At 50.5% G+C, this 25,338-nt stretch carries 26 protein-coding genes and 3 tRNA genes; 20 read left to right on the forward strand and 9 right to left on the reverse strand.

Annotated features, from left to right (window positions below):
* Positions 1–20: 20 nt before the first annotated feature.
* Positions 21–920, reverse strand: a complete 900-nt coding sequence (locus C2M34_RS04115; protein WP_105200082.1) for a phosphoribulokinase — start codon at positions 918–920, stop codon at positions 21–23.
* Between the two features lie 137 nt (positions 921–1,057).
* Between C2M34_RS04115 and C2M34_RS04120 the strand changes: the two genes are divergently transcribed.
* Positions 1,058–1,930, forward strand: coding sequence for a hypothetical protein (locus C2M34_RS04120; RefSeq protein ID WP_105258141.1), 873 nt, complete (start codon positions 1,058–1,060; stop codon positions 1,928–1,930).
* Here C2M34_RS04120 and C2M34_RS04125 read toward each other — a convergent pair whose 3' ends face one another.
* The 5 genes from C2M34_RS04125 to C2M34_RS04145 form a co-directional block, all read right to left on the reverse strand.
* A complete protein-coding gene (locus tag C2M34_RS04125) occupies positions 1,931–2,605 on the reverse strand; it encodes a hypothetical protein (RefSeq protein WP_105258142.1) in 675 nt (224 codons plus the stop codon).
* A gap of 6 nt (positions 2,606–2,611) precedes the next feature.
* Entirely contained in the window at positions 2,612–2,965 is a 354-nt protein-coding gene (locus tag C2M34_RS04130) for a DUF2750 domain-containing protein (protein WP_105200085.1), read from the reverse strand.
* 5 nt (positions 2,966–2,970) lie between these two features.
* The gene (locus tag C2M34_RS04135) at positions 2,971–3,543 is read right to left on the reverse strand and encodes a glutathione S-transferase family protein (RefSeq protein ID WP_105200086.1); all 573 of its coding nucleotides are present in this window, start codon (positions 3,541–3,543) and stop codon (positions 2,971–2,973) included.
* An 86-nt stretch (positions 3,544–3,629) separates the two neighbouring features.
* Positions 3,630–3,911 (reverse strand): peptidylprolyl isomerase, encoded by a 282-nt coding sequence (locus tag C2M34_RS04140; RefSeq protein ID WP_105200087.1) that lies wholly within the window; start codon positions 3,909–3,911, stop codon positions 3,630–3,632.
* A gap of 84 nt (positions 3,912–3,995) precedes the next feature.
* Positions 3,996–4,547, reverse strand: a complete 552-nt coding sequence (locus tag C2M34_RS04145; RefSeq protein ID WP_105200088.1) for a glutathione peroxidase — start codon at positions 4,545–4,547, stop codon at positions 3,996–3,998.
* A gap of 78 nt (positions 4,548–4,625) precedes the next feature.
* Between C2M34_RS04145 and C2M34_RS04150 the strand changes: the two genes are divergently transcribed.
* Positions 4,626–5,114 carry a GNAT family N-acetyltransferase gene (locus C2M34_RS04150; protein WP_105258143.1) on the forward strand — a complete coding sequence of 163 codons (489 nt, stop codon included), beginning with the start codon at positions 4,626–4,628 and terminating at the stop codon, positions 5,112–5,114.
* On the opposite strand, the gene asd is transcribed toward C2M34_RS04150, so the two are convergent.
* Complete coding sequence (gene asd / locus C2M34_RS04155; protein WP_105200090.1) at positions 5,103–5,969, reverse strand: archaetidylserine decarboxylase; 867 nt, start codon at positions 5,967–5,969, stop codon at positions 5,103–5,105. The two genes, C2M34_RS04150 and asd, sit on opposite strands and share 12 nt — an antisense overlap.
* A 118-nt stretch (positions 5,970–6,087) precedes the next feature.
* Positions 6,088–7,146 carry a small ribosomal subunit biogenesis GTPase RsgA gene (rsgA, locus tag C2M34_RS04160; protein WP_105200091.1) on the reverse strand — a complete coding sequence of 353 codons (1,059 nt, stop codon included), beginning with the start codon at positions 7,144–7,146 and terminating at the stop codon, positions 6,088–6,090.
* Positions 7,147–7,262: 116 nt separating this feature from the next.
* Here rsgA and orn point away from each other — a divergent pair, with 116 nt between their 5' ends.
* The 4 genes from orn (at position 7,263) to C2M34_RS04180 (ending at position 8,348) form a co-directional block, all read left to right on the forward strand.
* On the forward strand, positions 7,263–7,808 hold the full coding sequence (orn, locus tag C2M34_RS04165; protein WP_105200092.1) for an oligoribonuclease: 546 nt from the start codon (positions 7,263–7,265) through the stop codon (positions 7,806–7,808).
* A gap of 99 nt (positions 7,809–7,907) precedes the next feature.
* Positions 7,908–7,983: transfer RNA gene (locus C2M34_RS04170), tRNA-Gly, on the forward strand.
* Between the two features lie 132 nt (positions 7,984–8,115).
* Positions 8,116–8,191: transfer RNA gene (locus tag C2M34_RS04175), tRNA-Gly, on the forward strand.
* Between the two features lie 81 nt (positions 8,192–8,272).
* Positions 8,273–8,348, forward strand: a tRNA-Gly gene (locus C2M34_RS04180).
* Positions 8,349–8,480: 132 nt separating this feature from the next.
* On the opposite strand, the gene queG is transcribed toward C2M34_RS04180, so the two are convergent.
* Positions 8,481–9,647, reverse strand: a complete 1,167-nt coding sequence (queG, locus tag C2M34_RS04185; protein WP_105258144.1) for a tRNA epoxyqueuosine(34) reductase QueG — start codon at positions 9,645–9,647, stop codon at positions 8,481–8,483.
* A gap of 12 nt (positions 9,648–9,659) precedes the next feature.
* Here queG and C2M34_RS04190 point away from each other — a divergent pair, with 12 nt between their 5' ends.
* The 14 genes from C2M34_RS04190 (at position 9,660) to rpsF (ending at position 25,336) form a co-directional block, all read left to right on the forward strand.
* The gene (locus C2M34_RS04190; protein WP_105258145.1) at positions 9,660–11,147 is read left to right on the forward strand and encodes an NAD(P)H-hydrate dehydratase; all 1,488 of its coding nucleotides are present in this window, start codon (positions 9,660–9,662) and stop codon (positions 11,145–11,147) included.
* A 7-nt stretch (positions 11,148–11,154) separates the two neighbouring features.
* Entirely contained in the window at positions 11,155–11,625 is a 471-nt protein-coding gene (gene tsaE / locus C2M34_RS04195) for a tRNA (adenosine(37)-N6)-threonylcarbamoyltransferase complex ATPase subunit type 1 TsaE (RefSeq protein ID WP_105258146.1), read from the forward strand.
* Complete coding sequence (locus C2M34_RS04200; protein WP_105258147.1) at positions 11,618–12,958, forward strand: N-acetylmuramoyl-L-alanine amidase; 1,341 nt, start codon at positions 11,618–11,620, stop codon at positions 12,956–12,958. Before tsaE ends, C2M34_RS04200 begins: the two co-directional genes overlap by 8 nt.
* An 8-nt stretch (positions 12,959–12,966) precedes the next feature.
* Entirely contained in the window at positions 12,967–14,814 is a 1,848-nt protein-coding gene (mutL, locus tag C2M34_RS04205) for a DNA mismatch repair endonuclease MutL (RefSeq protein ID WP_105258148.1), read from the forward strand.
* A gap of 6 nt (positions 14,815–14,820) precedes the next feature.
* Positions 14,821–15,738 (forward strand): tRNA (adenosine(37)-N6)-dimethylallyltransferase MiaA, encoded by a 918-nt coding sequence (miaA, locus tag C2M34_RS04210; protein ID WP_105258149.1) that lies wholly within the window; start codon positions 14,821–14,823, stop codon positions 15,736–15,738.
* A gap of 79 nt (positions 15,739–15,817) precedes the next feature.
* Positions 15,818–16,084 carry an RNA chaperone Hfq gene (gene hfq, locus C2M34_RS04215; RefSeq protein ID WP_105187956.1) on the forward strand — a complete coding sequence of 89 codons (267 nt, stop codon included), beginning with the start codon at positions 15,818–15,820 and terminating at the stop codon, positions 16,082–16,084.
* Between the two features lie 11 nt (positions 16,085–16,095).
* Entirely contained in the window at positions 16,096–17,379 is a 1,284-nt protein-coding gene (gene hflX / locus C2M34_RS04220) for a ribosome rescue GTPase HflX (RefSeq protein ID WP_105200098.1), read from the forward strand.
* 142 nt (positions 17,380–17,521) lie between these two features.
* Positions 17,522–18,694, forward strand: a complete 1,173-nt coding sequence (gene hflK, locus C2M34_RS04225; RefSeq protein ID WP_105200099.1) for an FtsH protease activity modulator HflK — start codon at positions 17,522–17,524, stop codon at positions 18,692–18,694.
* A gap of 2 nt (positions 18,695–18,696) precedes the next feature.
* Positions 18,697–19,575 carry a protease modulator HflC gene (gene hflC, locus C2M34_RS04230; RefSeq protein WP_105200100.1) on the forward strand — a complete coding sequence of 293 codons (879 nt, stop codon included), beginning with the start codon at positions 18,697–18,699 and terminating at the stop codon, positions 19,573–19,575.
* A 75-nt stretch (positions 19,576–19,650) separates the two neighbouring features.
* On the forward strand, positions 19,651–19,845 hold the full coding sequence (locus C2M34_RS04235; protein WP_105200101.1) for a DUF2065 domain-containing protein: 195 nt from the start codon (positions 19,651–19,653) through the stop codon (positions 19,843–19,845).
* Between the two features lie 125 nt (positions 19,846–19,970).
* Entirely contained in the window at positions 19,971–21,287 is a 1,317-nt protein-coding gene (locus tag C2M34_RS04240; protein ID WP_105200102.1) for an adenylosuccinate synthase, read from the forward strand.
* 316 nt (positions 21,288–21,603) lie between these two features.
* On the forward strand, positions 21,604–24,057 hold the full coding sequence (gene rnr / locus C2M34_RS04245; RefSeq protein ID WP_105200103.1) for a ribonuclease R: 2,454 nt from the start codon (positions 21,604–21,606) through the stop codon (positions 24,055–24,057).
* Between the two features lie 12 nt (positions 24,058–24,069).
* Positions 24,070–24,804 carry a 23S rRNA (guanosine(2251)-2'-O)-methyltransferase RlmB gene (gene rlmB, locus C2M34_RS04250; protein WP_105200296.1) on the forward strand — a complete coding sequence of 245 codons (735 nt, stop codon included), beginning with the start codon at positions 24,070–24,072 and terminating at the stop codon, positions 24,802–24,804.
* 187 nt (positions 24,805–24,991) lie between these two features.
* On the forward strand, positions 24,992–25,336 hold the full coding sequence (gene rpsF / locus C2M34_RS04255) for a 30S ribosomal protein S6 (protein WP_105200104.1): 345 nt from the start codon (positions 24,992–24,994) through the stop codon (positions 25,334–25,336).
* Positions 25,337–25,338 lie beyond the last annotated feature (2 nt).

A 25,338-nucleotide genomic window follows, 5' to 3' on the forward strand; every position in this document is an offset into this window, starting at 1 on the left:
TTAAGCTTTATTAGCGCCGGCTAGATGGGTAAATCTGCTGGCGCTAAATGTTCTAAAGCCCGCTTTTTCACTAATAATTCTTTGATCAGCGGCGTTAACAACAACTCCATTGCCAAACCCATTTTACCGCCGGGCACCACAAGTGTGTTCATTCGCGACATAAAGCTGCCATCTATCATCTGCAAAAAGTAGGGGAAGTCGACGCTGTCGATGCCACGAAAACGGATCACCACAAAGCTTTCGTCCAGTGAGGGAATGTCCTTGGCACTAAAAGGGTTGGAAGTATCCACAGTAGGCACGCGCTGAAAGTTAATATGAGTGCGCGAGAACTGCGGGGTGATATGGTTTACGTAATCATCCATGCTGCGCAGTATGGAGTCCATCACCGCCTCTCGGGAGTGTCCACGCTCCGAGGTATCGCGGATCAGTTTTTGTATCCACTCAAGGTTGATGATGGGCACCATGCCAATCAGGAGGTCGACATGCTTGGCCACATCATGCTCTTCGTCAACCACACCACCGTGTAAGCCTTCGTAGAACATCAAATCTGTACCGCTTTCTAAATCCTGCCAGGGTGTGAAGGTACCCGGAAGTTGGTTGTAGGGCACGGCTTCATCAAAGGTATGTAGATAACGACGCACCTTGCCGCTGCCGGTTTCGCCATAGTTGGTAAACAGCTGTTCTAGGGCGGCAAAATCATTGGCTTCACGACCAAAATAACTGATATGACGACCTTGTTGCTCTGCTTCGCGTATTTTCTTATCCATCTCGGGGCGGGTATAGCGGTGGAAGCTATCGCCTTCGATAAACGCGGCGTTGACGTCCAGGCTGCGGAAAATATGCTTAATGGCATTGGTGGTGGTGGTAGTGCCCGCACCTGAAGAACCGGTAATCGCGACAATGGGATGTTTGGCCGACATAAGATTAATCGTTTGTTAACTCAAATACCCTTTATAAAGGGGCTTCCATGTTAAATCAAGGCGCGGTTTGCCCTAAAGGGATTTCACGCTAGTATAGAAGGGCAAATTTAAGAGCAAAAATAAGAACGAAAACAATAATGAAATTAACGACTTTAAAGGTATTAAGCTTGCTGTGTTGCAGCCCGCTGGCCTTGGCCCAGAGCCAAATCCTGCTGTTGCAACACGATGAGCAGGGACAACCCGAAGTGCTGGCGGTAAGCGAACGAGGAACTTACAGTAATCAACCTGCGATAAGTAAGGCTGGCGTCTACTACAGTTATGAAATCGGCACCGATAAGCAGGCACAGAAGGAGATCTTCTTTTACGACTTCGCCACCCAAGGCCGCCGTAATATCAGTAACACCCCGGCTTACAGCGAATATTCACCAACCTTGGTGCCGGGTTTAAACGCCTTATCGGCCGTGGTGGTTGAACCCGATGCCAGCCAAAAACTCTGGTATTACCCCTTGGCTGAATCGGCGTCCAGCGAGCGCATCCTGGATAACAGCCTGACCATAGGTTATCACGCCTGGGGTCCTCAACAGGACTTGCTGGTTTTTGCCCTTGGTGAGCCGCACAGCGCCAAATACTTTAATCTGGCCGAGCCGGAAAAAATTCATCATGTGGCGGATAATCCGGGTCGTGGCTTTAGCTATAACGCGGCGCTGGGTGTCTTCACCTTTACCCAGCAACAGGACCTGCAAAACTGGTTTAGCACCTTTGCTGCGGACACGAAAACCGTGACCCAGCTGTTTCGTTTGCCACAAGGAGTGCAGGACTATACTTGGGTGACGGATAAGAGCATAGCTTATGCCTACGGCGGGCGGGTATATCAAAAGCAGTTACAGAGCGCCAAAGCGGCCAGCCTGTGGCATGATTTAAGCGAATACTGTGCAGGAAATATCACTCGACTGAGCTATTTGCCCGAGGGCGATAAGCTGGCTTTTGTCTGTGAGGATAAGGCGCCCTAGTTAGCTGCGGGCGCAGAAGCGCTGCCAATGGCTATGAGCATTAACTATGCGTACCCCGCGGACAATCTTTTGCAGGGTGCGCAGATCGGTAAAATCATCTTCGGGGTAGTCTTTTAGCCCCATCAGATAATAAAAGCCGGGTTTGCAGCCAAGCTGCATGGCGCTGATGCGAATGCTTTGCTCAAAGTTAAGGCGCAAACTGCTGAGCGCGGTTTTATGACCTTGTTGATCCACGGTCGGCAGATGGCATTTTTGCATATACCCGGTGCGCTCGCCTTCACCAGAGAACCAAATACGGGCCTTTTCACTGTAACGCCCTGACTTTGATGGTAAGTCGAATAATAAGCGGCTGTGCTGTTGCGTTTTGACGAAATCGACATATTCACTCAGACCACAGGCAAACAAATGCGGGTGGATGGGAATTTTACGGGCCTTGATCTTGCCATGGGTGTGCAGGTGTAGCACGGGGATGGTGCTGGTGATATCGACATCACCCAGTTCTAAGGAAGCGAGTTCATCGCTAAAACCACCGCTGTAATAGGCCAGCAGCGGCAGCCAAAAATGCCAATGCTTGGGCTGTTCGCGCGCTTGTTTGTCATCACCATAAACATACCCGGAAAACAGGGTATGCAACTCCATACTGGTAAATGGCCGCCGGCCTAAATGGCTCTTCACTAGGTATTAATCGGTTAGCGCGCTCACCAAGGACTTGGCCGACAGCTCGGTGCAGACCTGATTATCCCAGTTGATACCCACCATGACATTATCATCGATTAACTGAGGGGCGAAGTCCTCAAGCACTTCCTCGAGGGGCAATGAGAAAGGGCTAAACCCTTGCCAGTCACCTGTGCATTGCGCCTGAGCCAGCTCTTCGCTGTGCCACATAAGCAATACATCCTGGTTGTCGTCATAGGCGGAGCTGACCGAGGCGATACCGCCGTCATCACTGCCGAGCAACCAGATCTCTTTACTTTGTTGCACTTGGTCGCAGAATAATTCCCACTGCGATTCAATTTCAATGTCGTCATGTGCCATCTTAATTACCCCTGTCTTGGATCGGTTGCTTGTGCGTGTGGTGATGTTTTCTGGGCTTGCCAAAAAGCCATGAGTGCCGGGTAAGGCGTTACATCATGCAGCTCTCTAAATTGTAGCCAATCAAGTAGACAAAACAGGCTGGCGCATACGTAGCTATGCTGTATAGCCGCTACCTGTTGCTCTAGGGCATCAAGGCACAGGGCGATACGCTGTTTTTGCAAGTCGAAAAATAAGTGTTCTTCATTGGTGTCAAAGCCGGAGCGCTGGCTTAACAGCAGCTCTATGGCCGAGTCATTGGCGGCATTGATAACCGTGAGTTGATTGCGCTCATCCCAACTCATGCTGGGCAGTTTAAAGTGCGCACTTAGGTATTCGTACACCACATTGGAGTCGTAAATGACCTGTTCGCCATCGACCAAAAAGGGAATTTTAGCCACTGGACTGTGAGCCAAAAGGAATTTTCTGCCATCGGGCGAAAAAATATCAAGGTGTTGAAAAGAAACCGCTAGATTGTGCTGTTTACACCAGATGCGTAAGCGACGAGCGAAAGGAGACGTGTTGGAGCCATACAGTTGCATTGCCAAACCTGCCGTAAGCGTGAGTCTGTGTTCGAGAGCTCAAACATAACAGGCTTGGCGGTCAATGCAACTGAAATTTAAAGGAATTAATCGCTACGACTGGTAACCTCAAGAAGGTGATAGCCGAACTGGGTTTGCACCGGGCCCTGAACTACATTAAGAGGGGCCGAAAATACCACTTTATCAAATTCTGGCACCATCATACCCGGGCCAAATTCACCGAGGGCACCGCCATCTTGCGAACTTGGACACATGGAATGCAACTTTGCTAATTCTGCAAAATCAGCGCCTTGCTCAATTTGTTCCTTCAGATCAAGACACAGGGCCTCGTTGTCTACCAGTATGTGACGCGCACTTGCCAATGTCATATTTACTCTCCATATCTTCTTTATAATCAATGAGACAAGACTAGCTCGCTAGCCCTGAGTTGGCCACCGTAATTGTGTTAAAGTTTAGTCTTTGTGAGCGAGAGCTTGTTCAATTGCCTTGGTAAGTTCGCTCGACAGCGGCTTGGTACGGCTGTTAAAGCGTTGTACCTGCTGTCTATCCTTGCTCACCAGATATTTGTAAAAGTTCCAATTGGGCGAGCTGGTTTTCTTGTTGAGGTATTGAAATACCGGATGGGCATCTGAGCCACGCACCGACACCGGCGCCATCATGGTAAAGGTCACGCCATAATTGATAAAGCAGACCTTGGCAGTGTCTTTTTCCTCATCTTCTTCTTGGAAAAAATCATCGGAAGGGAAACCCAAAATCACCAGCCCCTGGTCTTTGTATTTTTGATGCAGCTGTTCGAGCTCTTTAAATTGGGGCGTAAAGCCGCAATTACTGGCGGTGTTGACTATCAGCAAGGGCGAGTCTTTAAACTCACAAAGGTTGATGCTTTGCTCGGAGCGCAGTTTGCGCACTTGGATATCGGTAAAGTCGCCACATTCCTGGTTGTCACTGGCATAAGCCAGGCTCGTAGCCAATAAGAATAAGCTGGCGAGAAATAATTTAAACATGTTCGTTCTCAAGTTATTGTTAGTTTTAATATATAGGTTAGTATCGGCACATTAGATCACCCAGCTTGTGGCTGAAATATGTTTGTACCTGCACAGATTGAAGACTTACCCAGTATAGTCGCCATTTATAATCAAACCATCCCCAGTCGCATGGTGACCGCCGACACCGAGTTGGTGAGCGTTGAGTCGCGTCGAGAGTGGTTTCTATCCCATAACGATAAACGCCCCATCTATGTTTACAAAGAAGGTGATAAGGTGGTGGGCTGGTTGAGCTTTAAATCCTTCTATGGTCGTCCTGCCTACGAGCAAACCGTGGAGATCGCAATTTACCTTTGTGAATCGGTGCGCGGTCGCGGATTAGGCAAACTGAGCCTGGCATTTGCCGAGCAGCAGGCGCATCGTTTGGGGGTGACCAATTTGTTGGCCTTTATATTCAGCCATAACATACCGAGCATGCGCTTGTTTAAACAGGCTGGTTTTAGCCAGTGGGGCGAGTTGCCTAAGGTGGCGATTATGGATGGTCAGAGTTACAACCTGACCATCCTGGGGAAGTGTCTAGTCGACTAATTTCGCAAAAGGCGTGCCCATGCGGGTGACGGCTTCAGGCACTTGAGTGCTGATAAAGTCGGCCTGATTAGCACCCCAAGCCATTACTACTGTGGAGCCCAGTTTAAAGCGGCCCATTTCTTCACCTTTTTTCAGGTGCACGGCGCGGTCTCCTGTGCTCGGGTAATCCCAACTGAACACGTCTTTACCTGCTGGTGGTGTTACCGTGCCGGCCCAAATGGTTTCTATGCTGGCGACTATGGTGGCGCCGACCAAGACCATGGCAAGGGGGCCGATCTCGGTGTCGAATATGGCTACCACACGCTCGTTACGGGCGAACAGGTTAGGCACGTTTTGCGCCGTTAACGGGTTAACCGAGAATAAATCGCCCGGCACGTAAATCATGCGTTTTAGCGTACCATCGACAGGCATATGAATACGGTGATAATCCTTGGGCGCCAGGTAGATGGTAGCAAACTTACCGCCTAAAAACGGCTGGGCATCCTCGGCCTTACCGCCAAGCAGGGCTTCAAGGCTGTAGTAGTGGCCCTTGGCCTGCACTAATTGACCATCAAGAATATCACCGAGTTGGCTAATGGCGCCGTCCACCGGGTGGGCGACAATGTTTGCATCTTCAGCCAAGGGGCGAATACCCGGCTTAAGAGGACGGGTGAAGAACTCATTAAAGGTTTGGTAATGCTCGGGAGCTTCATGCAATGCTTCGCTCATATCAATTTTATATTGTTTAATAAACAACTTGATAAGGGCTGTGGTTAGTTTACCCGCTTTGGCAGCAGCCAGTTTACCAACCAAACGGGATACGCCGTGTTTTGGCAATGCATATTGAAAAGCAATTTTTACTTTATCTAAGTTCACTGTTTAATTCTCAAAATATTTTTACGAATGGTAGCTAAATCAAGGAGTAAAAACCATAGCCTAATAAACAGGCAAGGCGTTGGCGGCCGTTTCTTGCCGCCGCGGGTTAGCGCTCGGCTTACACTCTTGGATTACGTGCCCCGGCGCGGCCATCTGCCATGGATTCGATAATCCTGTGGTAGTTCTCAAAACGAAACTCGGCAATATCACCATTTTCCACGGCTTCGCGTAATAAACAGCCCGGATCGTCCAGATGTTTGCAGTCCCTGAACTTACAGCCGCCTAAGAACTGGCGAAACTCTTTAAAACACCAAGCCACACGCTCAGGCTCTAAATGCCATAAACCGAATTCACGAATTCCCGGTGAGTCAATTAGATTACCGCCGCTGGGCAGGTGATGCAGGCGCGAGACAGTGGTGGTATGTTGTCCTAGGCCGCTGTTAGAGGAGACTTCCTGAGTGAGGATCTCGGCATCGGGCAGCAGGGTATTAACTAGGCTTGATTTACCGACGCCACTTTGCCCCACGAAAATACTGTTTTTATCGACCAGCTCGGCTTTAAGGTGCTCTATGCCTTCACCGCTGTGGCTACTGACCAGATGAATGTCGTAGCCCAGCTCATGATATTCGGCGAGTATTTCCATAAACATATCGCGGTCTTCATCCTCAAGCATGTCGACCTTATTTAACAGCAATACAGGGGCTATGCCCATGTCTTCGCAGGCAACGATATAACGGTCGATAATTTGCGTGCTGAACTCGGGCACCACGGCCGATACCATAAGGATCTGGTCGATGTTGGCGGCCACCACCTTAACGCCATCATAAAAGTCCGGGCGGGTAAGCTGAGAGCGGCGCTCTTCAACCAGTTCCACCACGCCGGCAATATCGCCGTCGCTGACGTTGGCGCGGCGAAACAGCACCTCATCGCCACAGACTAGGCTGGTTACTGTGCGGCGAATATTACAGCGAAGTACATCGCCGTCGGGCGTTTCTATGTCGGCATGTTGGCCAAAACGACTGACCACAACCCCGGGCTCCTGAGCGCCGAGGTTATCGCTATCGAATTCGCTTGTTTGGGTGTCGGCTGAGCTTTCTTTAGCGCGTTGTAAGCGCTTTTGATGATTGGCTCGAATGCGTCGAGCCTGGCCTTTGGACAGTTTTTGCTTTTTTGCCACGCGGTCTCTGTACTTAGCTGGGCTAAACCTTTTTAAAAAAGCTTTAGGTCTATGAGTTAAGCTAATATGATATATCTTATTGCGTTAAACCGAAAGTAAAGCAGGGTTAGGTTGATATGGCTGTGAATGATAAGAATTTAGTGTGGTTGGATTTGGAAATGACGGGGTTGGACCCAGAGCAGGATAGGATCCTGGAAATTGCCACCATAATCACCGACAGCGAACTCAATATCCTGGCTCAGGGCCCGGTTATAGCAATAAAGCAAAGTGATGAGTTACTTGATGGCATGGACCAGTGGTGCACCAACCAACATGGCAAGTCGGGTTTAACGGCGCGATGCAAGGCCAGTGAGGTAACTGAGCAAGAGGCCATGGCTGATACCCTGGCATTTTTAGAGCAGTGGGTACCCAAAGGAGCTTCGCCCTTGTGTGGCAATTCCATCGGCCAGGACCGCCGTTTTCTTGTGCGTTATATGCCCGAGCTTGATAATTACTTCCATTACCGCAGCATTGATGTCAGTACCATCAAAGAGTTGGCGCGACGCTGGCAACCGGAAGTACTTGATAAGGTAAAAAAGCAGGGATCGCACCTGGCACTGGACGATATCAAGGACTCGATCATGGAATTGCAGGTTTATCGTACAGAAATCTTCAAAATTTAAAAAAATCCCAAAAAAGGGCTTGCAAAGAAGGGGCAATCTTGTAGAATCCTGCCCCGCTTAAGACGAACATGAATGTGTTAATTTTGAGCTATATATGAAGCGGCACTAGCTCAGCTGGTAGAGCGCAACCTTGCCAAGGTTGAGGTCACGAGTTCGAACCTCGTGTGCCGCTCCAAATTTTCACTCGTTTAGCTCAACGTTTGAATCTCACTCAGAGCACTTATGAAGCGGCACTAGCTCAGCTGCTAAATTGCAAAGCCGCAACCTCAGGTTGCGACCAGCGATAAAACAAAGAGCAACCTATGAAGCGGCACTAGCTCAGCTGGTAGAGCGCAACCTTGCCAAGGTTGAGGTCACGAGTTCGAACCTCGTGTGCCGCTCCAAATTTTCACTCGTTTAGCTCAACGTTTGAATCTCACTCAGAGCACTTATGAAGCAGCATATTTTTGCTTCAGACCTATGAAGCGGCACTAGCTCAGCTGGTAGAGCGCAACCTTGCCAAGGTTGAGGTCACGAGTTCGAACCTCGTGTGCCGCTCCAATTTTCCCCATTAAATAAAAATCCCTCTTTTTAACAGCAAAAATTTACCAATGCCTTGTCGTGCGTGGTATTTATAACTTCGAATCCTTAATTGCTCGTCCTAGCTAGAGGTCCCGAACTAAGCGTCTCGAACTACGCGTCCCGAACTAAGCCTTTTTCAACGGCGCGAACAAGTCGCTGAGTTTTCTTTTGTGTGCTAATTACCTTGACCTCTATGGCTTGTGCTTTTCGTTGTTGCTGCGCTAATGCCCATTGAATATGCTCGCCGACCAAATCATCGACTTCATCTAGCTGCTCCTCAAGGGTTTGCACTATGGCTTGATCATAAGGGGCGTTACCCAGAGCTACGGCAATATTGCGAAGCCAGCGTTGATGGCCGATGCGGCGTATCGGGCTGCCTTCGGTATTCTTTAAAAAGGTGGCTTCGTCCCAAGCAAAGAGGTCAAGCAGACTTTTGTCACGTAATTGCGCTCGGGCATGAAAGTCTTGCTCGGCGGTGATTTGGCCATAGCGATTCCAGGGGCAGATCAGCTGGCAATCATCACAGCCATAAATACGGTTGCCCATGGCCTGACGGTACTGCTCGGGGATAGCGCCTTTAAGCTCTATGGTCAGGTAGGAAATACATTTGCGGGCATCGACCACAAAAGGTTCTACTATGGCGCCGGTAGGGCACATGGTCATGCAGGCCACGCAGTTGCCACAGTCCCCTTGGCTGGCTAAGCGCTCGGTGGGGTCATCCACGGGCAGGGGAATATCGACAAACAATTCCCCCAAGAAGAACCAGGAGCCGGCCTGCTTATCGATAATTAAGCTGTGTTTGCCGGTAAAACCAAGCCCGGCCTTGGCGGCCAGCTGGCGCTCTAATACAGGAGCCGAGTCGACAAAGGGGCGAAAGCCAAGACTTTCTACCTGCTCGCTGATGCGCTCTCCTAGTTTCTTAATGCGGTTGCGCATAAGCTTATGGTAATCGCGTCCCAGGGCGTAGCGACTGATATAAGCCAGATTTGGGTCCTTTAAGGTTTTGGCAAAGCCTGCATCGGGGGGCAGATAATGCATTTTCAGGGAGATCACCCGCTGCGTGCCCGGTACCAGCTCGTCCGGGCGAGAGCGTTTGGTGCCATGCTCGGCCATAAAGTTCATTTCGCCGTGATACCCTAAATCGAGCCAGCGTTGCAGCTGAGCTTCATGCTGACGCAAATCGATATCGCAGATCGCTGCGTCGGCAAAACCCAGTTCGCTTGCCCATTGCTTAATTTGCTGGGCTAGTTCAGGATAATTGATAGTGTCTTGAGGCAAAAGTAAACAACCATGTATCTTAACTACAGTACTAATTTACCACAGCAGGCTTATAGCCCCCAACAGTTAAGAGAAAACGAGGCGCATGCGGCCAAGCACTGCGGCATTAGCATGACGGAGCTGATGGCAACCGCTGGTGGCGCTGTAGCCGCCTGGGTGCAGGCCCATTATGCCAATAACCAGCGAGTGTTGGTGCTGGTGGGCAGCGGCAATAATGGCGGCGATGGTTTCGTTGTTGCCGAGCAACTAAGACGTGCCGGTTACTCTGTGCAGGTGTGGCCCCTGTTATCCTTAGCTCACTTGGGAAGCGACGCCAAAGAAATGATGCAGCGCTATAAAAATGGCGGTGGTGAGTGCGTGGCCAAGCCCAATTTGCACCAGTTTGAGTTGATCATAGACGGTGTCTTTGGCATTGGTCTGGATCGCCCTTTGAGCCCGGAGCTGCAAGACACCTTTACACATCTTAATGAATTGCGTGCGGTGCGTATTGCCATCGATGTTCCCAGCGGCGTAAATGCCACAAGCGGTGAGGTTTACCCCGGCGCTTTTGCCGCGCACCATACCTTGACCTTTATCGGCTTAAAACAGGGGATGCTCACCGGGCGAGCCAAGGCGCAATGTGGCTTACTCTGGTTCGCGCCTTTGGGCGTAGATCAGGCCTTTGCTCATATCTGTATGCCCAAGGCGCGTCGCCTAATTCATGATGAGATGATGAGAAAACGCCCGCAGCGCCAGCCCTGTGCCCATAAAAATAATGCCGGCCATGTGCTGGTGATAGGTGGTGGCCCAGGCATGGCCGGAGCCGCGCGTCTGGCCAGTGAGGCAGCGCTTCGTTGCGGTGCCGGCCTGGTCAGCGTGGCGACTCACCCGGAAAATGTCATGGCGGTTTTGCAGGGGCGTTTTGAACTCATGGTGCATGGGGTTGAGACGCAGGAGCAATTGATGCCACTGATCGACAAGGCGTCGGTGCTGGTGGTAGGGCCCGGACTGGGGCAGTGCCAATGGGCTCAAACCTTACTGCAGCAGGTGCTAAAGCAGGGGAAGGATAAAGTAAAGGTGCTTGATGCCGATGCCCTTAACCTGCTGGCGCAAAACCCTCAGGAATTAGAGAAAGCCGTGCTGACGCCGCACCCAAAAGAGGCGGCCAGGCTATTGAATATCTCGGTGGTTGAAGTTGAAGCCAACCGCTTTGCGGCGCTAACCGAGCTGGTAAAGCATTATCGGGCAACCGCGCTGTTAAAAGGGCCGGGTACCTTGATTGCTTGTGAGCAAAGGCTGTGGATCAACAGCAGTGGCAGCGAGGTACTAGCGAGTGCTGGGATGGGTGATGTATTATCTGGTATTATAGCTGCTTTATTAGCCCAGGGCCTGAGTGCTCAGGATGCGACATGCCTTGGTGCCTACTTGCATGGGTTTGCTGCCGAGCAGGCGGCGGCACAAGGCGGCAAGGGGCTATTAGCCAGCGATTTATTCCCAGTTTTAAGAGCATTAGTAGGATAAGCAATAGATGAGTCATGAATTTCACCAGTATTTAGCCGATGAAGCGGCCACCGTGGCCTTTGGCAACACTCTCGCCAAATTTGTGGCGGGCGGTGTGGTGATTTATCTTTATGGCGATCTGGGGGCGGGTAAAACCACCTTGAGTCGCGGTCTAGTGCAAGGGCTGGGCCATAAAGGCAAGGTTAAGAGTCCCACCTATACCTTGGTGGAACCTTACGAACTGCCCGAGGTCAATATATATCATTTTGATTTATATCGATTAGCCGATCCCGAAGAACTGGAGTTTATGGGGATCCGGGATTATTTTGATAATAGTGCCGTATGTATTCTAGAGTGGCCAAGTAAGGGTGCCGGGATGGTCCCTCGCGCCGATTTAAAAATCACCTTAGAGTATAACGGCGAAGCGCGTGAGATCAGCATTCTTGCCGACACCGAGCGAGGCGCTGACATAGTAACGAAGTTAAAAGGCAATGCTTAAAACAATTATAACCGCGAGCAAGATTACCTTAAGTTGCATACTAGTGCTGTGGGCTGCGGCCGCATCGGCACAGAATAAAATTGAAGGGGTGCGGGTTTGGCCGTCGCCGGATAGTACCCGCATCGTATTCGATATGGCCGAAAAGCCGGATTACAGCTTTTTTATGCTCAGTAATCCGCGGCGCCTGGTGGTGGATATTAATAACACCGCCCGACACAGCGACTTTCCGAACATAGAAAAAAAGCATCAACTCGTTGATGTGATCCGCGCCAGCAAGCCAAAAAAAGCCGGCTCTACCCGAGTGGTGTTTGAATTACTTAAACCGACAAAGCCCGTGCTCTTTGCACTGGCGCCAACCGGTCCCTATAAAGACCGCTTGGTGATCGACCTGTACGATAAAAGCGATAACCAAAGCGCCGAGAAAACACCTAAGAATCGCCTGCTTGAAACCAATCGTGACATAGTGATTGCCATAGATGCCGGTCATGGCGGTGAAGATCCCGGTTCTGTCGGCCCCAGCGGCACCTTTGAAAAAGACATCACCTTGAAAATCGCCAAGCGCCTGGAGCGTTTGATTAATGCCGAGCGTGGCATGAAGGCGCATTTGGTGCGCAGTGGCGATTACTTTATCAAGGTCAACTCACGTAGCGCCAAGGCCCGTGAAAGCAAGGCTGACTTCCTGGTTTCCATTCACGCGGATGCTTTCACCAGTCCGCAGCCAAGAGGGGCTTCGGTGTGGGTGTTGTCGCTGCGTCGGGCTAACTCGGAAATCGGTAAATGGCTGGAAGACAGGGAAAAGCATTCCGAACTTCTTGGTGGTGCTGCGGATGTGATTCGCGATACCGCCAGTGAAAAATACCTGGCGCAGACGCTGCTCGATATGTCCATGGATCATTCCATGAAAACCGGATTTAAGATTGCCGAGGCAGCGGTTAAAGAGTTGAGCAAGGTCGCGAAAATGCATAAGCGCCAGCCTCAAGCGGCGAGTTTTGGGGTATTGAAATCACCGGATATTCCATCCATCCTGGTTGAAACCGGCTTTATTTCCAACCCACAGGAAGAGCGTTTATTACTTTCGGCGGGGCATCAGGAAAAGCTGGCGCAGGCTGTGTTTAAATCGATCCGCGGCTATTATCAGCAAAATCCGCCGGATGATTCCCTGTTCGCCACCCTTAAGGCGCAGAATCCAACCCGCCACAAGATCTCCCGTGGTGAGTCGTTAAGCGTGGTTGCCAGCCGTTACGGTGTGTCGGTGAGCGACCTGAAGCGGGCTAACAAACTCAAATCAGATCGGGTCTATATCGGCCAGGTACTGACCATTCCCAGCACCTAAGTGAGCTTATGAGTATAGAGATATTACCGGCGCGTTTGGCTAACCAAATCGCCGCCGGTGAGGTTGTTGAGCGTCCTGCATCCGTGGTTAAAGAGCTGGTTGAAAACAGCCTGGATGCTGGTGCTACCCGCATTCGCGTCGACATTGAGCGCGGCGGCCATAAGCTTATTCGTATTAGTGATAATGGCAGCGGTATTGCCAAAGACGAGCTCACCCTGGCGCTATCGCGTCATGCCACCAGTAAGCTGAAAAGTCTCGATGATCTGGAAAATATTTGCTCTTTGGGCTTTCGTGGTGAAGCCCTGGCGTCGATTAGCTCGGTCTCTCGACTGACGCTTAAATCCAAGCCCGCAGCGCAAGCAGAAGCCTGGCAGGCCTTTGCCGAGGGGCGGGATATGGCGGTGCAGGTACAGCCGACGGCGCATCCGGACGGCACCAGTATCGAAGTAAAAGATTTGTTTTTTAATACCCCGGCGCGGCGCAAATTTTTACGTACCGAAAAGACCGAGTTTAGCCATATCGATGAACTGCTTAAGCGTATAGCCCTCAGCCGCCTCGATATCGCTCTGACCTTAACGCACAACGGCAAGGTGGTACGTCAGTATCGCCCTGTGTCCGAACAGCAGGCGGTGAAGCGTATTGCGCAGGTCGCCGGAAAGGGCTTTGCCGAGCAGGGCATGCACCTGCAAAGTGGCGAACAGGGCCTGTATTTGCACGGCTGGATCATGCCTCAGGAAACCCAAACCGAGCCGCAATACACCTATGTAAATGGCCGCATGATGCGCGATAAGCTGATCTTGCATGCAATTCGCCAGGCCTTTGAAGAGCATGTGGGCGCCACCCATGTGCCGGCCTTTGTACTGTATTTGGAAATCGACCCGCGCCAGGTGGATGTGAATGTGCATCCGGCTAAACACGAGGTGCGTTTTCATCAGGCGCGCCTGGTGCATGACTTTATTTTGCAGGCGGTACAGCAGTTAATCACCACAGAGCAAAGTCTGTTTGGTCACCAGGAAGCGCAGCTGCCAACACAAGCCGCGACGCCGATTGAGTATGGTGATTATCCGAAATCCCATTTACAGCCCCAGCTTATGCAGCCGCAGAATGAATCTCAAACTTGGGCAAGCGCTTTATCAGCTTCAGCTAGGGCGTCATCGGGTGGCGGCAATGCGAGTGCGGGCTATGGTGCTAAAGCACCCGGCTCAGCGCCCAAAGCGGCACAAATTGAACAGGCTAATCGCTATTATCAGGGCATTAGCGAGGTGCAGGCGCATAGCTTTACTCAGGCCGCGCAGCAGGTCGCGCCAGTGGCAGGAGCGACAGCTTTAGGGCAAAACGTCGACATTCTCCCTTTAAATCAGGGGCGCTGCGCCCTAAGCCAGGAAGGGGAGCTTTACCTGGGCCATTGGCGCAGTGTGTTATTACCGGCTTGGCAGCAAGGGCTTGAAGAAGATGCACAGTTGCCTGGAAGGGCTCTGTTACTGCCGGTGCGGGTGGCTATCAATAGCGAAGAGTTTATCTGGCTGGAGGCAAGCCAGTCCTGGCTGGCGGTGCTGGGCTTTGATCTGGAGCTGGTAAAACAGCATGTGATGGTCAAACGTTTACCCAGCTGTTTGTACAGTGTGGACGCCAAACAGGTGATCGAGTGTGTATTGGCGGCGCCGCTCAGTGAAAAAGATGGCGAACAGCCCTGGCTGCAATGGCTGGCAAGTCAGGTGCCGGAGACTTACTTTGACGGTCAGGACTTTCTTAACTGGCGCTTGCAGCTGCAAAAATGCCCCGAGATTATGCAGCACTTACAGCAAAAAGCCGTTAAAATAGACGTATCCCAGTACCTCAACCAAATAAGCGTCTAAAGTTCCGTGAGTACACTGCCAGTTATATTTTTAATGGGGCCAACGGCCTCGGGTAAAACCGATCTAGCCATTGAGCTCTGCAAGCACTTCGATACCGAAGTGATCAGTGTCGACTCGGCCCTGGTATATAAGGGCATGGACATAGGTACGGCCAAACCTAATGCCGAAGAGCTGGCAAAAGCGCCGCATCGATTAATCGATATTATCGACCCGGCCGAAAGTTACTCCATGGCGGATTTTCGCAGCGATGCTCTGGCGCATATCAAGGAGCTGCACGCTCAGGGCAAGGTGCCCCTGTTGGTGGGTGGTACCATGATGTATTTCAAAGGCTTGCTTGAGGGCTTGTCGCCTTTGCCCGAGGCGGATGAAGCGGTGCGGGCCGAGTTGGAAAAAGAAGCCAAGGAGCAAGGTTGGCCAGCCTTGCATCAGAAGCTGCAGCAGATAGACCCGCAGGCCGCGGCGAAAATCAATGCCAATGATTCGCAGCGTATTAACCGTGCCCTAGAGGTGTATCGCATTAGCGGCAAGACCATGACGGAGTTACAGCAAAACAAGGCACAAGCTCTTGATTTTCCTGTTTATCAGTTTGCCATTGCGCCAAGCGATCGCAAGGTGCTGCACCAGCGTATTGAGAAAAGATTCAAAATAATGCTGGAGCAGGGGTTTGAAAATGAAGTTTTGTCCTTATATAACAGGGATGATTTGCATCCAGATTTGCCATCGATACGTTGTGTCGGCTATAGACAAATGTGGGATTACATCGCCGGTGAAATTGACTATGATGAGATGGTTTTTCGCGGCATTGCGGCAACCCGTCAGTTAGCAAAACGTCAGCTGACCTGGTTACGCGGTTGGTCGGACCTCACCTGGCTTGAAAGTGGGGATAGTGAAAACTTGCAACGTATAGTAAGTTCGCTAAGCTAGTATTATTGGAACGATTTTTGTTTTAAGTATGTTCCAGATATAGTTACATAATAACATCTATAAACTAAGGAAAATAACAATGGCAAAAGGCCAATCGTTACAAGACCCATTTTTGAATGCGTTACGTCGTGAACGTGTTCCTGTTTCTATCTTTTTAGTTAACGGCATTAAACTGCAAGGTAAAATTCAGTCATTTGACCAATTTGTGATCTTGCTTGAAAACACAGTAAACCAAATGGTGTATAAGCACGCGATTTCGACCGTAGTGCCGGCCCGTTCAGTTAATTTCCACGGTGCGCAAGGAACAGACGCGCCAGAGTCAGAAGAAGGGAATTTTAATCAGTAGGAGCAGTGTGCTTGTTTGACCGTTATGAAGCCGGCGAACAGGCAGTCTTAGTACACATAGAGTTTCCCCATGAAGGTGATAGAGAAGACCTTCAAGAGTTGGAAATGCTGGTGTCTTCTGCAGGTGTTAGTAGTCTGATGGTTGTGCAAGGCAGCCGTCAGGCACCACATCCCAAGCTATTCGTCGGCACGGGTAAAGCAGAAGAAATCGCTGAGATTGTCCAATCCCACAACGCAGATGTCATTATATTCAATCACGAATTAAGCCCATCACAAGAGCGCAACCTAGAGCGAGTGTGCAAATGCCGCGTGCTCGATAGAACCGCGTTGATTTTAGATATTTTCGCCCAAAGGGCGCGTACCCATGAAGGTAAACTCCAGGTTGAACTGGCGCAGCTACGCCATATTTCCACCCGTTTGATCCGCGGTTGGACACACTTGGAGCGACAAAAAGGTGGTATAGGTTTACGGGGTCCTGGTGAGACCCAGCTTGAGACCGACCGCCGTTTATTACGTGCACGTATTAAAAACATCCTTAAACGTCTTGATAAAGTAGCGAAACAACGTGAACAAGGGCGTCGTGCGCGAAATCGAAATGAAATTCCCGGTGTTTCTCTGGTGGGCTATACCAACGCCGGAAAGTCGACCCTGTTTAATCGCCTGACCGAGTCGGATGTGTATGCAGCGGATCAGCTGTTTGCGACCCTGGACCCCACTTTGCGTAAGCTTGAAGTGCCGGATATTGGCAGTGTGATCCTCGCCGATACCGTGGGCTTTATTCGCCATTTGCCCCATGACCTGGTGGCGGCCTTTAAAGCCACACTGACCGAGACCCGTGAAGCGGACCTTCAGTTACATGTGATCGATGCGGCAGATCCTCGCCGTAAAGAAAACATCGAGCAGGTACAGGAAGTGCTGGAGGAGATTGAGGCCAACGAGATCCCGCAATTGCTGGTGTACAACAAAATTGACCAACTCGAAGATGTTGAGCCGCGTATTGACAGAGACGACGAAGGCAAGCCACGTCGAGTGTGGTTGTCGGCGCAGCAGGGTCAAGGGGTTGAACTGCTAAAGCAGGCGATCAGCGAATTGCTGGCTAAGCAAATGCTCAACACCTTGTTGTGTGTGCCGCCGAGTCAGGGGCGTTTACGTGGTGCCTTGTACAACCTCAACAGCATCAACAAGGAAGACCATGACGAAGATGGCAACTGGTTGCTGCAGGTGAATGTACCCATGAGCGAGTGGAATAAGTTGAAAAAGGAAATCGGTGAACAAATCGATAGCTACCTTACTTAGCATGGGAAAATACGCTAAAGTAGCACCATTAAAGATTTTCTTTGTTTACAGCTGGGCGTTTAACGCCTCGTTGTGACAACGCAGGTAATGCTAAGCTAGCATTACCCCGAATAACGAATATTGATAACTATGGAGTAGAGCTATGGCCTGGAACGAGCCGGGTAACAATGGCAACGGCAAAGACCCTTGGGACAATAAAGGCGGTCGCGACCAAGGCCCACCTGATTTAGACGAGGTACTGAAAAAGTATTCCGATAAATTTGGCGGTCTGTTTGGCGGCAACAAGGGCGGAAATAAAGGCGGTGGTGTCGGTGGCGCCGGCATCTTTATCGTGGTGATCATCGCGCTGATCATTTGGGCCTTGAGCGGTTTTTACACCGTAAAAGAAGCGGAACGTGGTGTGGTCTTACAGTTTGGTAAGTTTGCCCGTATCGCCGAGCCAGGTCTGCGTTGGAAAGCCACCTTTATCGAAAACGTTATTCCCGTGGATATCGAAGCGGTACGTTCACTGTCGGCGTCTGGCTTTATGCTGACCGAAGACGAGAACGTGGTTAGCGTTGAGTTTGAAGTTCAGTATCGTGTGCTTGACCCTTATCTTTACAAGTACAGTGTTACCGATGCGGATCACAGTCTTCAGCAAGCCCTGGATAGCGCCCTGCGTTATGTGGTTGGTCATGCGAAGATGGATCAGGTACTGACCACTGGCCGTGAGGTGGTACGTCAGCAGACTTGGGAAGAGTTGAACGGTATTATCGAGCCTTATAAATTGGGTCTGGTTGTTACCGACGTGAACTTTAAAGACTCTCGCCCGCCTTCGGAAGTAAAAGACGCCTTCGATGACGCCATTGCCGCGCAAGAAGATGAAGAGCGCTTTATCCGTGAAGCGGAAGCCTATGCCCGTGAAATCGAGCCTCGTGCCCGTGGTCGCGTTACGCGTATGACCCAGGAAGCGGAAGCCTACCGTGAGCGTGTAACTTTGGAAGCTCAGGGTGAGGTGGCGCGTTTTGAAAAGCTGCTACCTGAGTATCAAAGTGCTAAGCAGGTAACACGCCAGCGTTTGTATATTGATGCCATGGAGCAGGTGCTTGGCAGCAGCTCTAAAGTCTTGGTTGACGTGAAAGGCGGCAACAACATGATGTATCTGCCTTTGGATAAAATCATGGAGCAGCATTCGTCAGGTAAAAAAGTAACTTTACCAAATGCCAATACCATCCAGGATTTACGTAACAAGCTAGGCACCAATTCATCGCAAAACAGCCAGGTGAATTCAGGTAATGACCGTTTCGCTAAAGACCGCTTTAATGGAGGACGATAAAAGTGAGAAATTTTAGTTTAATCCTCATTATTGCTGCTGTGGTATTTTCTTTTTCTGCGGTATTTGTGGTGCCGGAAGGACAAAGAGCCATTGTTTTGCTATTCAGCAAGGTGCAAAAAGACGACAGCGATAACGCCGTGGTGTATGAGCCGGGTCTGCACTTTAAGGTGCCCTTTGTGGCTCAGGTGCGCAAACTGGATGCCCGTATTCAAACCTTGGATGGTGCACCGGATCGCTTTGTAACCAGCGAGAAAAAAGATTTGATCGTTGATTCTTACGTGAAGTGGCGTGTTCAAGACTTTAGTGATTATTACCTGCGTACTCGCGGTGATAAGAACTATGCGGAAACCCTGCTTAAGCAAAAGGTAAACAATGGCCTGCGTACCAACTTTGGTGCTCGTACTATTCGTGAAATCGTTTCTGGTGAGCGTAGCGAGTTGATGGCGGATGCCTTAATTCAGGCCTCGGAAAGTGCCCGCGAGTTGGGTATTGAAGTGCTGGACGTGCGCGTGAAGCAAATCAACCTGCCAGACGAAGTGAGCAGCTCAATCTACCAGCGTATGCGCGCCGAGCGTACCGCGGTAGCGAAAGAACACCGCTCACAGGGTCAGGAAAAAGCCGAAGAGCTGCGCGCCGAAGTGGATCGTCGCGTGACGGTTATGCTGGCGGATGCCGAGCGTAATGCCCGCTCTGTGCGCGGTGAAGGTGATGCCCAGGCGGCAAAAATTTATGCCGATGCCTACAACAAGGATCCTGAATTCTTCGGTTTCCTGCGTAGTCTTGATGCGTATAAAAACACCTTTAAGAATAAACAAGATGTGATGGTGATAGAGCCCAACAGCGAATTCTTCAAATACATGAAGAACGCCTCGGCGCAGTAATCGCTCCATTTTTAAAAGCCCTGAGATTTAGTCTCGGGGCTTTTTTTTGCCATTATTTTAACTGGGGGAGGCTAAATGAGCTGGCAATTATTTTTAAGTGCCGTAGCATTAATGCTGATATTTGAAGGCCTGGGGCCGGCGCTATTTCCAAAACAGTGGCGCGCTTATTTACTGCAGATAGTGCAGACCGATGAGCGGACTCTGAAGGTGGTCGGCATAATTTTAATACTCATTGGCGCGGTGTTATTTCACTTTGTGCAACCAGGTTAATCCCTTGCTAGCCCTATGAGTAAAAAGTAAAAAAACTATTAGCGGAAAAAATAGCCAAAACGGGGTGATCTCTGGCCCTCTTTTCTGGTAAAATCTGCGCCTAATTTTTTCTAAGTGAATTTGCAATGGGTAAAAACGTCGTTGTATTAGGCACCCAGTGGGGTGACGAAGGGAAAGGGAAGGTTGTTGACCTTCTTACAGATAAAGCATCTTTAGTAGTACGCTACCAAGGTGGTCACAATGCTGGTCACACGCTAGTGATCAATGGTGAGAAAACCGTACTGCACTTGATCCCATCGGGTGTACTGCGTGACAACGTTAAATGTATCATTGGTAACGGTGTTGTACTTGCTCCAGACGCCTTAATGAGAGAAATCGGCATGCTTGAAGAGCGTGGCGTACCTGTGCGTGAGCGTCTTCTAATTTCTGAAGCTTGTCCGCTGATCTTGCCTTATCACGTAGCACTTGATGTTGCGCGTGAAAAAGCACGTGGCGATAAAGCCATTGGTACTACTGGTCGTGGTATCGGTCCTGCCTACGAGGACAAGGTAGCACGTCGTGGTCTGCGTGTTGGTGATTTGTTCAACCCAGAGCAATTCGCGAACAAACTACGCGAGATCCTTGAGTACCACAACTTCACTTTAGAAAATTACTACAAGGTTGAGCCGGTCGACTTCCAGAAGACATTCGATGACGCTATGGCTGTGGCTGAGATCCTTAAAGCTATGGTTGTTGACGTTACCGAGCTGCTTGACCAAGCGCGCGCAAACGGTGAAAACATCCTGTTTGAAGGTGCTCAAGGTACACTTCTTGACATCGACCACGGTACATATCCGTATGTAACTTCTTCAAACACCACAGCTGGTGGTGTGGCGACAGGTGCTGGTTTTGGTCCATTAAATCTGGACTACGTACTAGGTATCGTAAAAGCCTACACTACTCGTGTTGGTTCAGGCCCATTCCCTACAGAGCTTTACGACGGCCTTGATAAGCAAGACCCAGTTGGTAAGCACCTAGGTGAGAAGGGTCACGAGTTCGGCGCGACCACAGGTCGTCTGCGTCGTACTGGTTGGTTTGATGCCGTGGCTATGCGTCGTGCAGTGCAGATCAACAGCATCTCAGGCTTCTGTATGACCAAGCTTGACGTACTTGACGGTATCGAAACCATCAAGATCTGTACTGGCTACCAGCTTGAAGATGGCACAGTTACCAACGTAACTCCGCTTGCCGCTGAAGGCTACGAGAAGGTAACGCCTGTATACGAAGAAATGCCGGGCTGGAGCGAAAACACTTTCGGTGTGACTCGTGTTGAAGACCTGCCTAAAGCAGCAATCGACTACATCAAGCGTATCGAAGAAATCACAGGCGTACCTGTTGATATCATCTCTACCGGTCCAGACCGTGTTGAGACCATGATAGTACGCAACCCATTCGGTGAGTAATTACCAAATGCGTTAGAAAAAAGCTGCTTCGGCAGCTTTTTTTGTGCCCAAATTTTGAAATTTTGTTACTGCTTTTGCCTTTAAATGGCGCCAAGCGAAAAATGTCACAGCAGCGTTGGCGTTTTTACGTACCGCTTGTTGCTTGCTTAGCTCTCACCTGGGCAAGGTTGCACCTTGCACACGGCATTCTTGTTGCGGGAAAGAGCCTCAATTTTATTTAAAAGCCCAATCGACCCAAAACTTTAACAGTAATTCCCTGTTGCCTTTTTCTTATATGGGTTAAAATAACAGCATAAATCATAGTATAAGTTAATGAATGACCAAGCAGGATCCATACCTCGATAGAGAACAGCAAAAATACGACAATCCCGTCCCCAGCCGAGAGTTTATTCTCGACCACATAAAGAAACGCTCTAAACCTGCCACCTTTAGCCAACTTTGCGGCGAACTCGAAGTTTATGAAAGTGATCGTCAAATCGCTTTTAAGCGTCGTTTGCGTGCCATGGAGCGTGAAGGTCAGGTGCATTTTAATAAGCACAAATGTTACGTTATCCCCGAGGATAGCGCCCTGGTGAAAGGCAAGGTCATCGGCCACCGTGACGGCTTTGGCTTCTTGCAGGTTGAGGGTGAACCCAAAGACTGGTTTATTCCCCGTCATCAGATGAATCTGGTGCTCCATGGTGATGTGGTGCTGGCCAAGGCTGGCTCACGAGGCCAGGGTGGTAAGGTGGAAGCGCGTATTGTTCGGGTGCTGGAAAACGAGCGTGCGCCTATTATTGGTCGTTATTTTGTTGAGCACGGTATGGCCGTGGTGGTGCCGGAAGATCCGCGCCTGACGCAAGACATTATAGTTCTGCCCGGTGCAGAAAAGGGTGCGCGTCATAATCAAATGGTGCAAATCGAGATCACCCAAAACCCGACCCGCCATATGAATGCGGTAGGCAAGGTGACCGAAGTGCTGGGCGATCACCTGGCGCCGGGCATGGAAATCGAAGTGGCATTGCGCAACTACGAAATTCCCCATCAATGGCCGGAGGCCGTTGAACAGCAGGTTGCGCCTCTGGGCGAGTTTGTTGAAGAAAAAGATAAGCAAGGGCGAGTAGATTTACGTCATCTGCCGCTGGTGACCATAGACGGTGAAGACGCCCGAGATTTCGATGACGCCGTGTATTGTGAGCGCAATAAATCCGGTGGCTGGCGCCTGTGGGTGGCCATCGCCGATGTTTCTCACTATGTGAAAAAGGGTTCACCGCTGGATATGGAAGCCATCAACCGTGGTAACTCGGTGTACTTCCCCGAGCAGGTGATCCCCATGCTGCCGAAAGTGCTTTCCAACGGCCTGTGTTCCTTGAACCCTAAGGTTGACCGCCTGTGTATGGTGGCGGAAATGACTGTTTCCGATGCGGGTAAGTTGTCGGGTTATCGTTTCTACGAAGCGGTGATGAACTCCCATGCCCGTCTAACCTACACCAAAGTGCATGGTATTTTAGAAGGCGACGAGCGCCTGTGCGAAGAGTACGAGCCGTTAGTGGGTTATCTAAAAGACCTGCAGCAAATGTATATGGCATTAAAAGCGGCGCGTCAGCAGCGCGGAGCCATTGAGTTTGATACTCTGGAAACCCGCTTTGTCTTTAATGCTCATCGCAAAATAGACTCGATTGTGCCCGTGGTGCGTAACGATGCTCATATGCTGATCGAAGAGTGCATGATCATGGCCAACGTCGCCGCTGCGCGCTTGTTGGAAAAACACGAAGCCAGCGCCCTGTATCGGGTGCATGATGAGCCGGACAGCGAAAAGCTGGGACATTTCCGTGAGTTCTTAGGTGAGCTGGGTGTGGAGCATCCCTTTGGTGATGCCCCCGAGCCCGGTGAGATCACCGCCGCCATCAATAAGCTGGCGGAGCGTCCGGAAATTGAGCTGATCCAAACCATGTTGCTGCGCGCCATGAAGCAAGCCGTGTATCAGGCCGACAACATTGGCCACTTTGGTTTGGCTCTGCCGGCATATGCGCATTTTACCTCGCCCATACGTCGTTACCCGGATTTGGTGGTGCACCGTGCCATTAAGGCCATTTTAAAATCTCAGGGTCAGCAAACCAGCGGCGAGCATGCATACAGCGCCGATGAAGCGGATAAACTGGGCGAGCAATGCTCCATGACCGAACGCCGCGCCGATGATGCCACCCGTGAAGTGGCGGATTGGCTAAAATGTGAATATATGCAAGACCATGTGGGCATGCAGTTTGGCGGGGTGATCTCCTCGGTGACCAACTTCGGCATTTTTGTACGCCTGGATGACCTGCAGATTGACGGCTTGGTGCATATTGCCAGTTTAGGTGATGAATACTTCCATTATGATGGTGCCAAGCACTGTTTAGTGGGCGAGCACACCAACAAGGTGTATCGCATGGGTGATAAGGTGCGCGTGCAGGTGGCCTCGGTGTCCCTTGAAGAGCGCCGCATTAACCTGGTGCTGGCCAGCGATGCTGAAGACAGATATAGTCGCCGCCGCGCTAAACCTTCGGTGCGCGAGCAGCTAAAATCAGGGGAGATCCCTGATAAAGGTAGAAAGCCTAGATCTGGCGCCAAGTCCGGAGCTAAGTCAGGTTCCAAATCTGGCTCAAGGTCGGGCGCTAAACCCGCAGGCAAGGACAAGCCTAAAAAGGCTGGTGAAAAAGACAAAAAGGGGGCCGTGGCGAAAAAAGCCAAGGCCAAGAAGGCAAAGAAAAAGCAGCGTGCAGGTAAAAATGCCCGCACCAGAGCAAAATAGTAGAGAGTGTTTGTGAGCAACGAACTAATTTTTGGCTTTCACAGCGTTGAAGCCATCTTAAGCAAAGAGCCTGAGCGCTTTTTAGAGATTTACGCACTCAAGGGCCGCGAAGACAAGCGTCTTAATGACGTTATTAATCAGGCTCGCAAGTTTGGTATTTCAATCCAGTTTATGCAGCGCAAGGCCCTGGACGATAAGGCCAAGGGCGAACAGCACCAGGGCATTATCGCCAATGTGCGTGCCGGTAAGCAGTACAGCGAAAAAGACTTGGACGATATTATCAAGCGCGAGCAAACCCCCTTCTTGTTGGTGCTTGATGGCATTACCGATCCGCACAATCTCGGTGCCTGCTTACGTAGCGCCGATGCCGCCGGTGTCCATGCCGTTGTGGTGCCTAAGGATAAGTCGGCCAGGTTAAATGCCACGGCCCGTAAGGTGGCCTGTGGTGCAGCGGAAACCGTGCCCTTAGTGCAGGTGACCAACCTGGCGCGTACCCTGCGTGAAATCAAGGACGCGGGCGTGTGGGTAGTGGGCACTGCCGGTGAAACCGACACCACCTTGTTCGAAGCCAATCTGACCGGTCCGATCGCCATAGTGATGGGCGCCGAGGGCGATGGCATGCGCCGTTTGACCCGCGAGCACTGCGATGTGTTGGTGAAAATCCCCATGGTGGGCACTGTATCCAGCCTCAATGTATCCGTGGCTACGGGCATCAGTTTATTCGAAGTGCTAAGACAGCGCGCTTAACTTATCGAAATAGCGTGAAGCCCGCATTATCGCGGGCTTTTTTATTGCGTAAGGCGGATAAATTAAGTTGCTTAATTTGCCAGCAATGCGTAGAATACGCGCTCATTTCGACCTTTTAACTTTAATTCCTTGCCTTAAACCGAGTGGTCGAAACGGTGGAAGGCTATATTAACCGTAAGGAATACCCATGCGTCATTACGAAATCGTATTCATGGTTCATCCAGATCAAAGTGAACAAGTAGCTGGTATGATCGAGCGTTATACTGGTTCTATCACTGAAGCTGGCGGTAAAATTCACCGTCTAGAAGACTGGGGTCGTCGTCAACTGGCTTACCCAATCGAAAAGCTTCACAAAGCACACTATGTTCTAATGAACGTTGAAGCACCAACTGAAGTAATCAACGAGCTTGAAACTTCTTTCCGCTACAACGATGCAGTGCTTCGTAACCTAGTTATGCGCACTAAAGATGCAGTAACTGAAGCTTCTCCTCTTGCTAAAGAAGAGAAAAAAGAAGCTGCTGCTGAAGCTTAATC

It is taken from the genome of Pseudoalteromonas sp. T1lg88 (assembly GCF_002964765.1).
Lineage (GTDB): Bacteria > Pseudomonadota > Gammaproteobacteria > Enterobacterales > Alteromonadaceae > Pseudoalteromonas.

What these genes read in the sequence shown, in the direction of transcription:
- rnr (WP_105200103.1), top strand. Translation starts at nt 21,604, where the DNA reads ATGACCAAGCAGGATCCATACCTCGATAGAGAACAGCAAAAATACGAC.
- C2M34_RS04115 (WP_105200082.1), bottom strand. Translation starts at nt 920, where the DNA reads ATGTCGGCCAAACATCCCATTGTCGCGATTACCGGTTCTTCAGGTGCG.
- C2M34_RS04235 (WP_105200101.1), top strand. Translation starts at nt 19,651, where the DNA reads ATGAGCTGGCAATTATTTTTAAGTGCCGTAGCATTAATGCTGATATTT.
- C2M34_RS04145 (WP_105200088.1), bottom strand. Translation starts at nt 4,547, where the DNA reads ATGTTTAAATTATTTCTCGCCAGCTTATTCTTATTGGCTACGAGCCTG.
- C2M34_RS04120 (WP_105258141.1), top strand. Translation starts at nt 1,058, where the DNA reads ATGAAATTAACGACTTTAAAGGTATTAAGCTTGCTGTGTTGCAGCCCG.
- C2M34_RS04150 (WP_105258143.1), top strand. Translation starts at nt 4,626, where the DNA reads ATGTTTGTACCTGCACAGATTGAAGACTTACCCAGTATAGTCGCCATT.
- C2M34_RS04135 (WP_105200086.1), bottom strand. Translation starts at nt 3,543, where the DNA reads ATGCAACTGTATGGCTCCAACACGTCTCCTTTCGCTCGTCGCTTACGC.
- hflK (WP_105200099.1), top strand. Translation starts at nt 17,522, where the DNA reads ATGGCCTGGAACGAGCCGGGTAACAATGGCAACGGCAAAGACCCTTGG.
- C2M34_RS04240 (WP_105200102.1), top strand. Translation starts at nt 19,971, where the DNA reads ATGGGTAAAAACGTCGTTGTATTAGGCACCCAGTGGGGTGACGAAGGG.
- mutL (WP_105258148.1), top strand. Translation starts at nt 12,967, where the DNA reads ATGAGTATAGAGATATTACCGGCGCGTTTGGCTAACCAAATCGCCGCC.
- C2M34_RS04130 (WP_105200085.1), bottom strand. Translation starts at nt 2,965, where the DNA reads ATGGCACATGACGACATTGAAATTGAATCGCAGTGGGAATTATTCTGC.
- C2M34_RS04200 (WP_105258147.1), top strand. Translation starts at nt 11,618, where the DNA reads ATGCTTAAAACAATTATAACCGCGAGCAAGATTACCTTAAGTTGCATA.
- C2M34_RS04140 (WP_105200087.1), bottom strand. Translation starts at nt 3,911, where the DNA reads ATGACATTGGCAAGTGCGCGTCACATACTGGTAGACAACGAGGCCCTG.
- rpsF (WP_105200104.1), top strand. Translation starts at nt 24,992, where the DNA reads ATGCGTCATTACGAAATCGTATTCATGGTTCATCCAGATCAAAGTGAA.
- hfq (WP_105187956.1), top strand. Translation starts at nt 15,818, where the DNA reads ATGGCAAAAGGCCAATCGTTACAAGACCCATTTTTGAATGCGTTACGT.
- C2M34_RS04190 (WP_105258145.1), top strand. Translation starts at nt 9,660, where the DNA reads ATGTATCTTAACTACAGTACTAATTTACCACAGCAGGCTTATAGCCCC.
- orn (WP_105200092.1), top strand. Translation starts at nt 7,263, where the DNA reads ATGGCTGTGAATGATAAGAATTTAGTGTGGTTGGATTTGGAAATGACG.
- tsaE (WP_105258146.1), top strand. Translation starts at nt 11,155, where the DNA reads ATGAGTCATGAATTTCACCAGTATTTAGCCGATGAAGCGGCCACCGTG.